The sequence below is a fragment of the Brucella pseudogrignonensis genome (genome assembly GCF_032190615.1).
In the GTDB taxonomy this organism is placed as follows: domain Bacteria; phylum Pseudomonadota; class Alphaproteobacteria; order Rhizobiales; family Rhizobiaceae; genus Brucella; species Brucella pseudogrignonensis_B.
The window spans coordinates 213477-226586 of record NZ_JAVLAT010000002.1 but is presented as its reverse complement, the minus strand read 5'-3'; the positions used below and the strand labels follow the sequence as shown (position 1 = coordinate 226586).

Sequence of the window (13110 nt, the reverse complement as noted above, 5' to 3'; positions counted from 1 at the left end):
GCATGAAAAATCAACACATTACTGCAATGACGGCAATGGCACTCGGCCTGTCTACAGCTTTCGTATCGGGCGCATCGGCTGAAACCAAGACGCTCTATATTGGCATGAATGGCGGCAACATGGAGCGCGCCTATACCGAGCACGTTCTGCCGGAATTTGAAAAAGCCAACAATGTCAAGGTTGTCGTCGTTCCGGGCACTTCGGCTGATATTCTCGCCAAGGCAACTGCGCAGAAGGACAAGCCGCAGATGCACGTCATGCTGCTTGATGACGGCGTCATGGTCCGCGCAATCAATGGTGGCCTCTGCCAGAAGATTACTGATGATGCCGTTCTCGCTGACATTCAGCCAGCAGCGCGTCTGAAAGACGACATGGCAATCGGCGTCGATATGGGCATGACAGGCATTGCTTATAACAAGAAACTCTTCGACGAAAAGGGCTGGGCTGCTCCGACCTCTTGGATGGATTTCGCGGACGAGAAGTTCAACAAGGCCGTTGTGTTTCAGTCGGCTTCGGCTTCGACTTTTGGTCTGCATGCATTCCTGATGTTCAACCGCATTCAGGGCGGCGACGAGAAGAACCTCGAACCAGGTTTTGAAAAGTTCCCGGACACCATTGGCAAGAACGTTCTGGAATTTATCCCGTCATCGGCCAAGATTTCCGAAATGGTTCAGACCGGCGAAGCAGCAATCTTCCCGCTGACGCCAACCGGCGTCAACAATCTGAAGGACAAGGGCATTCCGGTTGAATATGCACAGCCAAAGGAAGGCTCCGTTATTCTTGCCGTGACCGAATGCGTTCTTGCTGGCAACAACGAACCGGAACTGAGCCAGAAGCTGGCGCATTATCTGCTTTCGGCTGATGCGCAGAGCAAGGCGCTTGATCATGGCAACGTGATCCCGTCAAACCTGAAGGCGAAGGCCGGCACGCCGGAAGCGCAGGCCAAGCTCGATGCGTTTAATGGCTACATGAAAACAGCCAACACGCTCGATTGGGATGCCGTCAACGAAGGTCGTCAGCAGCTCAATAATCGCTGGAACCGCACAATCGAACAGTAAATCTCGCGGTTTATTTAAAAAAGCCCGCCCTGAGCGATCAGGGCGGGCTTTTTGTTTAGGCTGGTAATCTAGTCTTTTTCTTTCGTGCAGATTGCCAGACCAGCGGAACTAGAATGAACGCAACCGCCGGGAAGATTAGCCAGTTGATTGTCTGCCAGCCGGACGAATGCAGCAGTGATCCCGCGAAGAAAGATGCGCAAGCAACCGTTCCGAAAACGAGGAAGTCGTTTGCGCCCTGTGCCTTGCCGCGTTCTTCCGGTGTGTGACAATCAGCGACCATAGCCGTTGCACCAATGAAGCCGAAATTCCAGCCGACACCCAATAAAATAAGAGAAAACCAGAAATGGCCGAGATCAACGCCTGATAAGGCAACGATTGCCGAAAGTGCGATGATGAAAAGGCCAATGGCAGTTACACGCTCTTTGCCAAAGCGGGTAATCAGCAGACCGGTGAAAAAGCTTGGCGCAAACATCGCCAGCACATGCCACTGAATGCCCAGTGCGGCATGATCAACAGAATGGCCGTGGCCGACCATTGCAATTGGCGCAGCGGTCATGACGAAGGTCATCAGGCCATAGGAAACCACACCCGCGGCGACAGCAAGGATATAGCGTGGGTTTCGCAATATCTGCGTCAATGGACGGCCCATGTTTCCGGCAAGGGCGGCCTTTGCCGTCTTGGGCGAGCGAAACAGCATCAAAACAGGGATAGCGAGCAGCGCGAGCGCTGCTTGGCTGATAAAGCTGCCGACATAGGGCGTTTCTGGCAACGCGTCCCGCGTCCAGATCACAAGCTGCGGCCCGATGATGGCCGCTATCAGCCCACCCACCATGACCCATGAAATGGCACGTGCTTTCAGTGTGCCTGTCGCGGCATCGGTTGCCGCAAAACGGTAGCTCTGCACGTAAGACGCATAAAAGCCTGCAATGAAGGTTCCGAGGCAGAAAATAAGGAACGAGCTTGTGAAAATGCCAAGCGCCGCCACAAGGCCGGAAGAGATGCCAAAACACGCGCCCAATAAATAGCCGTTGCGGCGTCCGAAGGCGCGCATGATGAACGCGGCTGGCAGGGTGCCAAGCGCTAGCCCAAGGCTGAATAAACTGACGGGAAGTGTAACCAGCGCCGGATCGGAAGAAAGCTGCTGGCCGACGAGTCCACCCAGCGAAATAATGATCGGTGGGCTTGCAGCGCCCAGAGCTTGTGCTGCGGTTAGCACGAAAATATTGCGTCTGGCGATGGTCTGGTCAGTCATGATCTATACTTCTTTATGATCGCTTAAGCAGTTGCCTTCAGTCACCAACTAGCTGTTTGCTGGCATCTGAAAATGTTTGCAAATGACCGCCATCACCTGCTGCGCAATATCGCTTTCAACGCGATACCAGATTGTCTGGCCATCACGTCGTCTGGCAACAATTCCTTCGCGGCGCATCAGAGACAGATGTTGTGAGACAGTCGAATCCCGTAGGCCAATTAACTCGGCAAGCTGTCCCACAGACTTCTCACCTCCGTGCAACCGGCAAAGGATCATCAGCCGGTGATTGTTGGCGATTGTTTTGAGAAATTCACTTGCCTTGTCGGCCGCGAGGTGGGTTTTTACACCCGGGTCGATTGGGTCGTTATTGTTCATAACTACGTATCTACGAAAATATGAAGATATAGTCAATCATTCCTGTAGTGCCGTTTTACCAGAAATTTATTCTCAGCCGTCGAGGGCATGAAAGGGCTTCTGCGCTGCGCTCTGATACTGTAGCGTGCGCGCAGTGATTTTCCGTTTGGTTGGAGTTCTCGTGCGCATAGCTGTGTTTGGTATTGTTTTCGGTGTTGTGATGTCGGGCCAGGCGCAGGCAGAAGACGACTGGAAAGCTGTCGAAATTATAAAGCCTTATGCGATTAGCGGTCGCACAGGTCCAGAGCTTTACCAATCCATTGGCCAGAAAGGGCCACGCATTGGAATTGCGCGCGTTATTGCGCATACGACCTATGTGCTGACATGGGATCGCAAATTTGACAATTCCAACAATGGCTGCACGATTGTGTCGGCAAAGCCGAAACTGAAAATCACCTATACGCTGCCAAAGCCATCGCAGAAATTATCCTCTCCAGTGAAAGAAAACTGGGAGCGTTTTTATGATGGTATCTATAAGCATGAGCTTGTGCATGGCGAAACCGCCAAGGATATGACGCGCGAGATCGTGCGGACCACGGTCGGGCTTTCCATTCCCAACGATCCGAAATGTCAGAAAATGCGACGCGAATTGATCGATCGTATCAATGCACTGGTCGCTGTTCAGCGTCAGCAGGGCCGGGATTTTGACCGTATCGAAATGGGTTCAGGCGGCAATGTCGAGCAACTGGTGTTGACACTTGTGAATGGGGGGTAGCCGCGTCGGTTTTCCGGCGTGGACTTTGTCTCTAGGATGGTGCCTCATTAAATACACGCAACTAGAGCTGATACGAGCGCGAAAGCTGAAATGCAATTTACAGCAAGACTATCGCAACGCGTTGCGATAAGTCGCTAGTTTTTGAGCTTGCATAAAAGGCGCTCTATCTGCCGCAATCATCGGCCAAACAATGGATTTTGCTTGTTTTTCCGCCACTTGACGTGCCAATCGCTTACGCCACGCCCCTCTTTTGAGCCTCGGGCAGAACGATGTGCCTTGATATGCGTAGTATCGATGGAAAGCTCTTCCGGCACAGGGCCCGATGCCGCCATTTTCTCAAGAATATGATGACAAATACGCCTCTGCGACCAACGGTGGTAGCGATCCTTTCTCAGGAATGGAAGAACGCTTCATGGGACAAAGTCGCACGGCAGCGCTACGACCGCGCACGCCCTCAGAGCAGCAATACAGCGATCAAAAGCTTCGCTCGCGCAGTTGAACCGGGAGTTTGGCATAAACCCCAAGACTGTTGCGAAGTGGCGCGAACGAACGACAGTCGAGGATATGAAGACTGGTCCTACGGAGCCGAGGTCTACTGTTCTGACCGAGCCGAAAGAGGCAATGATCGTGGCATTCCGGCGCCATACGCTGCTGCCCTTGGACGATTTGCCTTTATGCTCTGTAGTCCTCAATCCCTCACCTGACGCGATCAGTGCTGTATTGCTGCTTGCAGCGACATGGCACATCGCGTCTGCCTGATGGGAAGGGCGACAAGACGAAGCGGTCAAAATTCAAGCGTTACGCCATAGGGTTCTTCCTTATCGACATTGCTGAGGTCTAGACCGTTGAAGGCAAACTATACTTGTTCGTTGATATAGACCGCACCAGCAAGTTCGCCGTGACACAACTCGTTGACAAGGCCGACAGGAAGACCATAACCTCCCGTCCGATGCGCTTCGACATTATCTGCGAGGCAAACGGGATTGAGCATCGGCTGAACAAACCCAACTAATCATGGATCAAAGGTCAGTTCAATCGCATGGACCGCACGATCAGGGATGCTACTGTCAAGTGCCTCCATTACGACAGCTACAACCAGTTGCGCACACACCTCGCCGATTTTATCCCAGCATACAACAGTGCACGAAGACTCATGACACTCAGTGGACGCACGCCTGACGAATACATCTGCAAGATATGGACACCAGAGCCTGATCGTTTCACCCTGAACCCGATCCACAGAATGCGGGAACTAAAAACCTAAATTATCATTGAGTTTAAATTCGTGAGAATGAATTATTGGGTACGGGGTTGTATTCAAAACAGGGCTCTATTAAAGGTGCGGCATATTGTTTGTAACTGGCAGAAATCTCGATTGATGTAGTGCTACACGAAGACTCATGTTATCGGGGTGACTATTAATAGTGATTTTTGGCTGGGTATTTTCGCTAAGCTTTGATGTCGCTAAATTGTCTAATATGCCTGATCGTCATTGATGGCTTTTTGGGCTATGCTCTTTGTAGAGGGCCGGTATATTCATATGAATTTTAGGTCGCCTTGGCAGAGACTCGCTTTATTACCGCGCTTGAGTAAGCAGATAATCTTACTGTTTAGCGATTGCATATTACTGCTTCTGAGTGCCTATTTGGCGTTTGTTATGCGTTTGGGTTTTGTGTTTATTCCAAACCCGACTCAAGTTTTTCTTATCGTAATCGCACCTGTTTTGGCCGTACCTGTATTTATTCGCTTCGGTCTTTATCGAGCGATCATTCGTTATTTGGCCGAACGGGCTATCTGGCCGATTTTCCAGGCGACAGCTATAGCCGCGCTGTTCTGGGTTGGGCTTGTTTTTCTTATGGAATCCTATGGCGGAGCTGGCTTGCCGCGTTCGGTTCCACTTCTTTATTGGCTGTTGAGCACAGTGCTTATTTCTGCAAGCAGATTTGGGGCGAAATGGCTTTTGCGCAGCTCGGAAATGACTAAAGTTTATTCGAGCACTGCCCTTATTATTGGCGTTGGTGAACCCGGGCGGCAGCTCGCCACAGCTTTGAGAAGTCATAGCGATACACAGGTTATTGGTTTCATCGATCCTGCTGGCGAGCTCAATGGCATGGATATTGTTGGCTTGCGGGTCTATGGCATTGATCATATTCCCGCGCTTATCCAGAATTTTGGTGTTCAACAGGTTGTCATATCTGAGCCGGGCCTTGATAAGGAGCAGAGGCAAACGCTTGCGCGCCTTCTCGGACGCCTTCCGGTTAGTACGCGAATTCTTCCGCCAATCGCAGATTTGACCGCGGGGAAATATCTCGTAAGTTCACTCCGCAATGTTGAGATTGATGACCTCTTGGGGCGCTCGCCCGTTCCGCCTGATGTCGATCTTCTGCGCGAGGTGGTTGAAGGTCGTCGGATCATGGTTACGGGAGCGGGTGGTTCTATCGGCAGTCACTTGTGCCGGACAATTGCACAATGGAAGCCTGCTTGCATTGTTCTTTTTGAATGCAGTGAATTTGCCCTTTATCAGGTTGAACGCCAGTTGCGCCAAATTGCAACATGCCCTGTTATTCCTATTCTGGGTACCGTAACGGATCAAAAGTCTATAGAAAATGCGATTCGTTCGCACGCGGTCGATACCGTCTATCATTGTGCGGCTTACAAGCATGTGCCTCTTGTTGAGCAGAATCCGTTAATCGGCATCGACAACAATGTTTTCGGAACATTAAATGTTGCCGCTGCGTCGTTGGCCACGAATGTGAAACGAATGGTTCTTATCTCGTCAGATAAAGCCGTTCGGCCAACGAATGTCATGGGAGCTACAAAACGCTGGGCAGAGCTGATTGTCTGCCATTACGGCTTGTTGGCTGAAAATGCTGTTTTTTACTCTGTTCGATTTGGAAATGTTTTGGGTTCCAATGGCTCCGTCGTTCCGCTTTTCCGTGAACAGATTGCAAATGGCGGACCCGTAACATTAACGCATGAAGACATGACGCGATATTTTATGTCGATTAAGGAAGCTGCTGAACTTATCGTACAATCGGGTGCGGTTGCGCAGACGGGCGATACAGTTCTTCTTGAAATGGGTGAACCGGTAAAGGTTCGCGATTTGGCTGAGAACATGATCATGCTCGCTGGATTAACTGTTCGCAGTCCCGAAACGCCAGACGGTGATATCGCGATAGAGATAACGGGCATTCGTCCAGGTGAGAAAATGTTTGAAGAACTTTTCTATGATCCTTCGGAGGCTCAGACCACGCGTCATCCTAAAATAATGCGTGCACCTAAGAGAAATATGGGCGGTGTCGACATTCCGTTAAGCCTTGATGCATTGAACTTAGCCATGGCGACTGGCGATGTAGATGCTGTGCGTAGAATTCTATTCAGTGTTATAGCTTCCTAAAATGACCGCGAAAATCTAATAAAAGTAATAATACGAGGACGAGTGCTACAAGTAGAAATATAATTTGTGCAAGCAAATGATCGAATTGCAAGATTGCTGTTGCGCATGCAATCAATATTAAATTCAAACATGCTACGTGGCCGACAACTTTAAATACACTCCATCCAGACCGTTTGGCGATCTGATAAGCATGTTTGGAGTGTGCTTTGAGAATGTTTTCGCCATTTGCTGCACGTGCGGCCATCGTCGTTCCGGTATCCAAAATATAATATAGAGGAAGGATGAGCGCGACGGCTAAATGGGTTTCTTTTGCCAGTAGCAGAAGTGCTGTACCTGCTATGAGGCCAAGCGGGAGGCTGCCGGAATCTCCAAGAAAAATATTGGCTGGAGGGCGGTTAAAGATTGCGAAACCGCAGAGCCCGCCGACAAGAATTGCGCCGAGTGTACCGCTATCAAGGCCCGCAAGTTGAAATAAGCTCAGTAAGGCTAATCCTGCCATAGGGATGCCGATGCCGACGCATGTCATCCAGTCGAGACCATCCATGAAATTGGTGATATTGATTGCAGCGACAAGTGTTATGATGATCAACGTCACTTCCAACCAATGAGGAAGGATTTCTGCCATAAGCCGAAAGTCCGGGCCTAATCCATAGACCACGAGGCTTGATGCGAGCAGTTGAGACCCGAAACGTACTAAAACGGAAATGTCGAAACGATCATCTAGTGCGCCCACAATCCAGAGTAAGGCTGATGCGCCACAGAGGCACGCTACAAGTTCAATAGTTAGTCCGAGATCGGTTCCAAACATCAAAAGAGACGTTAAGATCGCAGGAACGAGAGCGAGACCACCGATTTGCCGCGCAACAATGGTATGGTTTGAGCGTGAACTGAACCCCGCCGCAAGGAAGCTCTGGGGCAAAGTTTTTGCAAAAATGTAAAGGCTCGCGCCGCAAAGAATGGCGCTTGCGAGGGATGCGGCTAGCAGCAAAAACATTACAAAAACCAAAAAAATACTGTCTATTCCCGATAGCAGTTTTGATGGAGAACGCAAAGCATTATGGACCCTGCTGGATTTTGTCTTCAATTCGGTTGAATTGAGTTATCCCCAAATGTTGTAAAGCTTGCCAGAAATTTTAATTGGCGATTGCGCTTAACACAGGGAGCGGTTATAAGCCCGCGCAACTGATCGCTTTGATCTGATTTGTTGGGGCGTAGCCAAGCGGTAAGGCACCGGTTTTTGGTACCGGCATTCCCTGGTTCGAATCCAGGCGCCCCAGCCATGTAAGTGACCAAATTCCATAGCTTTGTAGCATGGTTGCTTGAGATATGTTGCTTTCATATTTATTTTACTGCGTAGACTTTTAGCTGGTGAATCAGATGCGGGTTTAGATGGCGCTGGACGCTGTTGAATTGTTAACAATATGACTGCCCGTCAGGCTAAGATGGATCGAACGGCTTTTTACATCAACAGCTCCGTGTATTCTGTGCGTAAAGTCGCCTTGAGAATGTCTCTCGCGATCATCGTAGGCGCTCTTCGTTGCTCAGTGCCAGTGAACACGAACAAAGATATTGTTTATCACCTCGATATCACAAAAATGGGCCTTAGAGGTGGCGTCTAGCCACCAATCCCAGAGAAATAACCTTTGACGAGCGAACGAACTGGTTGGAGCGCGTCGTTAAAAAATAAATGCAATCAGGGCGCGCCCGATCATAATGACTCTGTGTCCAGCCGTCAAAAGACCACATTTTGCACGACAAAGATTGTACTGTAAAAAGTCGACCGATCACTAACGCGCGGCACATTATCGGGAGCCGAGAAAAGGATTTAATTCGGTGGATATGTGCTTCCGACTAAGACATCAAATCTCTCAGTAAGACGTTCATTTTCACCTTAATGAATCAAAGAAAGAAATAGCGACGGGGGCATTTGATGGGGTTGAGCCGAGATGGGCTACGCCAAGCGCATCTTGTAAAAGCTAAACATATTCGTCTCATCGTGTGAGCTTAAGGATGCTGACGTGTAGCGCATTTGGTGAGCAGGAACTGAAGCCCTCAAAATGTTAAATTTTTCTATAAACTGTTAAGTGACAAAAGTTTCTATAGAAACTAAAACGGCACGTAAAAATGACAAGCGGATAACAATTGATAATCGGAAATCATGGAAAAATTTAAAGCAAGTCCGGCTTCTCTCTTTCAAAGATTCTGGAAAAATAGAGCCTTAATATTCTCGTTAGCTTCGAGGGAAGTGGCTACGCGATATAGAGGAACATTTGGCGGTTTATTGTGGGCATTAGTACAGCCGATAATGATGTTGGCTATATATACATTCGTCTTTAGTGTTATTTTTAAATCAAGATGGGAGCATAGTAATTCGTCAGATGCGGAATATGCACTTATTTTGTTTATTGGACTTTTTGTTTTTCAGGTTTTTTCAGAGTGCATTAATCGTGCACCTGGGCTTATAGTTGGAAATGTAAACTATGTAAAAAAAGTTCTTTTCCCCTTGTCCGACATCAACGCCCATGAGACCAAATTGTATTAATTGAGAAGAGAGGGTTTTCGGCTCATCATAGCTTTATCAAAGGACGCAAAGATGAGACAGAAACCCGTTCCCCAAACGTCTTCTGCGGAGAAGACGATCAAAGATATCCGTCGTGCCACGCGTAAACATTATTCGGCCGAGGATAAAATCCGTATTGTTCTGGAAGGTCTGCGCGGGGAAGACAGCATTGCTGCGATCTGCCGCCGCGAAGGGATTGCAGAGAGCCTGTATTATAGCTGGTCGAAGGAATTCCTTGAAGCTGGCAAGAAGCGCCTTGCAGGCGACACCGCCCGTTCTGCCACCAGCGACGAAGTAAAAGCGCTGCGTCGTGAAAGCCGTGACCTGAAGGAGGCATTAGCCGACGTCACCCTGGAAAACCGCCTGCTCAAAAAAAGCATGATCGGGGATGGGGGCGACGACGAATGAGATATCCCGCCACCGAAAAGCTTGAGATCATCCGGCTTGTGGAGCAGTCGCATTTGTCAGCCAGGCAGACGCTGGAAAAGCTGGGCATTCCAAGGCCAACCTTCTATCGATGGTATAGTCGCTTCCTTGCCCACGGTGTCGAAGGACTGGAAGAGCGGACGTCCGCAGCTTCGCGGGTGTGGAATCGTATCCCTGACGATATCCGGGATCGCATCATCGCACTGGCGCTCGATCATGCCGACCTGTCACCGCGTGAACTGGCGGTGAAGTTCACTGATACGGAAAGTTATTTTGTATCAGAGGCTTCGGTCTATCGCTTACTCAAGGCTCACGACCTGGTCACGTCGCCAGCCTATATTGTCATCAAGGCCAATGACGAGTTCAAGGACAAGACCACGAGGCCGAACGAGATGTGGCAAACCGACTTCACCTACCTGAAGGTCATCGGCTGGGGATGGTTTTACCTATCGACCATCCTCGACGATTATTCCCGTTACATCATCGCCTGGAAGCTGTGCACCAGCATGAAGGTGGATGACGTCACCGATACACTCGATCTTGCATTGGCCGCCTCAGGCTGTGACAAGGTCAAGGTTGAGCACCGGCCGCGTCTGCTGTCGGACAACGGTTCGTGTTACGTCGCCTCCGATCTCGGCGAATGGCTGGAGAAATACAAGATCGACCAGGTTCACGGCGCTCCCGGCCACCCGCAGACGCAAGGGAAAATCGAACGCTGGCACCAGACGCTGAAGAACCGCATCCTGCTTGAAAACTACTTCTTCAAGGAGGACCTCGAAGCCCAGATTGCAGCCTTCGTCGAGCATTACAATCATCGCCGTTACCATGAGAGCCTCGACAATCTCACTCCCGCCGACGTCTACTTCGGACGCGCACAGACCATCCTGCTCGAACGCGAAAGGATCAAACGAGACACCATCAGAAAACGCCGCTTGAACCACCAGGCCAAAGCCGCTTAAATCAAACCCAAAACCGAGCCGGAAACTCCAATCTTCAAAAACACAAATAGTCTCAAATCATTCGACGACGGACACATGGACCATTCTACCACAGGAAGGCTGTTTCCTAATGGATCTGTTTTTTCATTAGAAATCGATATCCGGGAAAGTGGATTTGGGAGCTGTTCGAACTCTGCAATAACTTCTTGAATTTGGTACGTATCTCCACATTCATTGGTTGGTGGGGTGAAACCCAGAACGCCATTACTACGACCCGTTTTCTTGAGTTTGGCTTGTTTAATGCCGATGTGTCCGCTCGCGAACACCGTGTTTTCCTCGTTGGAAACATCAATCGCTGTTGTTAAAGGAAAGCTCATTGTTTTAGGCTGGATGACCGTTGCCACAGGAACATGAAAATGCTCCATGAAGCACGCTCCTACCCACTTACTATTTGCTGCAGGTGCAATTTCAGCTTGATTGTTTCTAGCGCTCAGTAATAGTCGGGCGTTTTCTATCCCACCACAGGCTAGAACGTAAGTTTTCGCTTTAGCAAAATGTATGGCTTGATTGCTGTCTTTGAACTCTAAAAGATTAACAGAGTTAGAATCCAGTTGCCCTTCGCAATTTATCTTCGATACAGTGGCGTCCAAAACGCAATGTATATTTTGGGATTTTTCGATAATATCATAGGTATCACTTATGAGTGTTGACTGGATTTCTAGCCAAGATTTCGTTTCGACATCACTATCGCGAGAAATAGGATAAAAATATCGATCGATATTTCTCGTTAACCGCAGGAACTCATCTAGATTTGCTATTCCGAAATCCTGCAGTGCAAGATTATACCATGGCACTAAATCATTATAGGAAATTGGCCATTTGGTGAGGCCTGGACGATCAAAATCACTGCTGTCGAGAGGGCGAATGCGACCTGTCCACTTATTCATTGTGCCGCCAAAGCCACGATAACGCGATAGCTCTAACCCGGATCCGCTGGGAAGGGCGTAGGTTAGCTTGCCATCATAGCCACCCTCTCTGACGATGCCCATGCTATTTAATGCATCGGTCAATTCGGCATTAGGTCCATCGCCGCTTTCTAGGACCAGAACTCTAACTTTTTTATCTATAAAGTGACGGGCAATAGTTAGTCCTGCTGGACCGCTACCTACGATGCATAGATCAAATGGTTCTTGAGCCGCCACAGCTCCCGCGTCAATAAACATATGTTACCCCAACCCTGATAGCGTTGATTAGCAACATTAATTAGAACATGCAAACATGATGATCGAGCTTTTTGCCGCATCACACATATTGAGGCAAGTATAAAACGTGCTTACTGAGTGACCGGGTTGGCTTTGGGGGTAAAAAACTCATTTTATGATTCGGTTACTTGTAACACAGAGTTTTTCGGAATAAATAATATTTATCTCTACGATTTAAATAAAATTAGATAAATATTTAGTATAATTGTTTTATACATTATATATGTATAATAGTTTTAATATTAATATGAATTATTCTATGTATGTCTACTATTTTTATTTTTGGTGTCAGTTATTTGTAAATCAGGGTATTTTCATTGAAAGAAATTATATTATTTGATGGTAGTGGAAATGGACTTTCTCCTCTCGACTGGGCGCTTTCAAGGCAGCTTTTATCTATATATGGTAAGCCTATGATTTATTATCCGTTGAGCACGTTAATGGTAGCGGGCATTGGGGATGTCCTCATTATCTCGACGCCATATGCCCTTCCGCTTTTCCAAAATTTTACGAAGATGATCATGACTTAGATATAAATTTTCCTTTTCTGTACAACCTCAAAGCCTGTTCCAAATTGAATTGAGCGATTTCAAAAGCTTCACGTGTGGCATTTGCTGTAACCGTCATGGTTCATGCCGAGACGCTGGCCTTACGAATTTAAAACAGGCAATCGGCCTATTTTAACCCATTGAAACCGTACAAAACATTATAGTGGGTAATTAGCGACACCCGCCTCTTGATTCATGCATTGATTAAGATTCAAACATACCGACTAAACAGAAGTAACTTGGATCCCGTCGTCGGCAAATATAATTTCCCTTTATAAAACACTAATTCGTGTAGATGGAAAGATTTACTACTCTGCCGCGATATTCGTTGAACGAACATATCGTATATTACTGTCATGTTAATTTGGTTAAAATAAAGGCGTGAACCGTTAGACGTGTTTCCGAGATTAGTCTTATCACTATAACCGAAAATTTTGATGGTTATGGTACTCTCGGTCGCGTTCAAGCACTGATATGCTTGAATTCTTCATTGAAAACTCTCCCGAGAAAACGAATGGCACAGGCATTGTGACCAATTCG

Annotated in this window: 9 protein-coding genes, 1 tRNA gene and 2 pseudogenes; 8 read left to right on the top strand and 4 right to left on the bottom strand. The window is 48.2% G+C overall.

The window, feature by feature from the left end:
• Nucleotides 1-2 precede the first annotated feature (2 nt).
• The gene (locus RI570_RS12460; protein WP_313828859.1) at nucleotides 3-1058 is read left to right on the top strand and encodes an ABC transporter substrate-binding protein; all 1056 of its coding nucleotides are present in this window, start codon (nucleotides 3-5) and stop codon (nucleotides 1056-1058) included.
• A 55-nt stretch (nucleotides 1059-1113) separates the two neighbouring features.
• Here RI570_RS12460 and RI570_RS12455 read toward each other — a convergent pair whose 3' ends face one another.
• The gene (locus RI570_RS12455) at nucleotides 1114-2310 is read right to left on the bottom strand and encodes an MFS transporter (RefSeq protein ID WP_313828858.1); all 1197 of its coding nucleotides are present in this window, start codon (nucleotides 2308-2310) and stop codon (nucleotides 1114-1116) included.
• 48 nt (nucleotides 2311-2358) lie between these two features.
• Complete coding sequence (locus tag RI570_RS12450; protein WP_313828857.1) at nucleotides 2359-2685, bottom strand: metalloregulator ArsR/SmtB family transcription factor; 327 nt, start codon at nucleotides 2683-2685, stop codon at nucleotides 2359-2361.
• Between the two features lie 199 nt (nucleotides 2686-2884).
• On the opposite strand from RI570_RS12450, the gene RI570_RS12445 reads away from it, so the two are divergent.
• The 3 genes and pseudogenes from RI570_RS12445 (at nucleotide 2885) to RI570_RS12435 (ending at nucleotide 6836) form a co-directional block, all read left to right on the top strand.
• Nucleotides 2885-3439 (top strand): DUF922 domain-containing Zn-dependent protease, encoded by a 555-nt coding sequence (locus tag RI570_RS12445; protein ID WP_313830019.1) that lies wholly within the window; start codon nucleotides 2885-2887, stop codon nucleotides 3437-3439.
• Nucleotides 3440-3904: 465 nt separating this feature from the next.
• Nucleotides 3905-4703 (top strand): annotated as a pseudogene (locus RI570_RS12440) (integrase core domain-containing protein).
• A gap of 276 nt (nucleotides 4704-4979) precedes the next feature.
• Entirely contained in the window at nucleotides 4980-6836 is a 1857-nt protein-coding gene (locus tag RI570_RS12435) for a nucleoside-diphosphate sugar epimerase/dehydratase (RefSeq protein ID WP_313828856.1), read from the top strand.
• Here the strand turns inward: RI570_RS12435 and RI570_RS12430 are convergent.
• Complete coding sequence (locus tag RI570_RS12430; RefSeq protein ID WP_313828855.1) at nucleotides 6823-7830, bottom strand: glycosyltransferase family 4 protein; 1008 nt, start codon at nucleotides 7828-7830, stop codon at nucleotides 6823-6825. The two genes, RI570_RS12435 and RI570_RS12430, sit on opposite strands and share 14 nt — an antisense overlap.
• Nucleotides 7831-8041: 211 nt before the next feature.
• Here RI570_RS12430 and RI570_RS12425 point away from each other — a divergent pair.
• From RI570_RS12425 to RI570_RS12420, 3 genes are all read left to right on the top strand, one after another.
• Nucleotides 8042-8116: transfer RNA gene (locus RI570_RS12425), tRNA-Gln, on the top strand.
• An 878-nt stretch (nucleotides 8117-8994) separates the two neighbouring features.
• The gene (locus tag RI570_RS21675; protein WP_409558667.1) at nucleotides 8995-9378 is read left to right on the top strand and encodes an ABC transporter permease; all 384 of its coding nucleotides are present in this window, start codon (nucleotides 8995-8997) and stop codon (nucleotides 9376-9378) included.
• A gap of 51 nt (nucleotides 9379-9429) precedes the next feature.
• A protein-coding gene (locus RI570_RS12420; protein WP_313828854.1) for an IS3 family transposase occupies nucleotides 9430-10781 on the top strand; the annotation gives its coding sequence in 2 pieces (ribosomal slippage) (nucleotides 9430-9766 and nucleotides 9766-10781; 1353 coding nt in all).
• Here the strand turns inward: RI570_RS12420 and RI570_RS12415 are convergent.
• Complete coding sequence (locus RI570_RS12415; protein ID WP_313828852.1) at nucleotides 10778-11983, bottom strand: hypothetical protein; 1206 nt, start codon at nucleotides 11981-11983, stop codon at nucleotides 10778-10780. The two genes, RI570_RS12420 and RI570_RS12415, sit on opposite strands and share 4 nt — an antisense overlap.
• 356 nt (nucleotides 11984-12339) lie before the next feature.
• On the opposite strand from RI570_RS12415, the pseudogene RI570_RS12410 reads away from it, so the two are divergent.
• A pseudogene (locus RI570_RS12410) lies at nucleotides 12340-12525 on the top strand (sugar phosphate nucleotidyltransferase); the annotation flags it as partial.
• Nucleotides 12526-13110 lie beyond the last annotated feature (585 nt).

Coding starts and splice junctions, on each gene's coding strand:
- RI570_RS12430 (WP_313828855.1), bottom strand. CDS start 7,830: ATGTTTTTGCTGCTAGCCGCATCCCTCGCAAGCGCCATTCTTTGCGGC.
- RI570_RS12455 (WP_313828858.1), bottom strand. CDS start 2,310: ATGACTGACCAGACCATCGCCAGACGCAATATTTTCGTGCTAACCGCA.
- RI570_RS12435 (WP_313828856.1), top strand. CDS start 4,980: ATGAATTTTAGGTCGCCTTGGCAGAGACTCGCTTTATTACCGCGCTTG.
- RI570_RS12460 (WP_313828859.1), top strand. CDS start 3: ATGAAAAATCAACACATTACTGCAATGACGGCAATGGCACTCGGCCTG.
- RI570_RS12450 (WP_313828857.1), bottom strand. CDS start 2,685: ATGAACAATAACGACCCAATCGACCCGGGTGTAAAAACCCACCTCGCG.
- RI570_RS12445 (WP_313830019.1), top strand. CDS start 2,885: ATGTCGGGCCAGGCGCAGGCAGAAGACGACTGGAAAGCTGTCGAAATT.
- RI570_RS21675 (WP_409558667.1), top strand. CDS start 8,995: ATGGAAAAATTTAAAGCAAGTCCGGCTTCTCTCTTTCAAAGATTCTGG.
- RI570_RS12415 (WP_313828852.1), bottom strand. CDS start 11,983: ATGTTTATTGACGCGGGAGCTGTGGCGGCTCAAGAACCATTTGATCTA.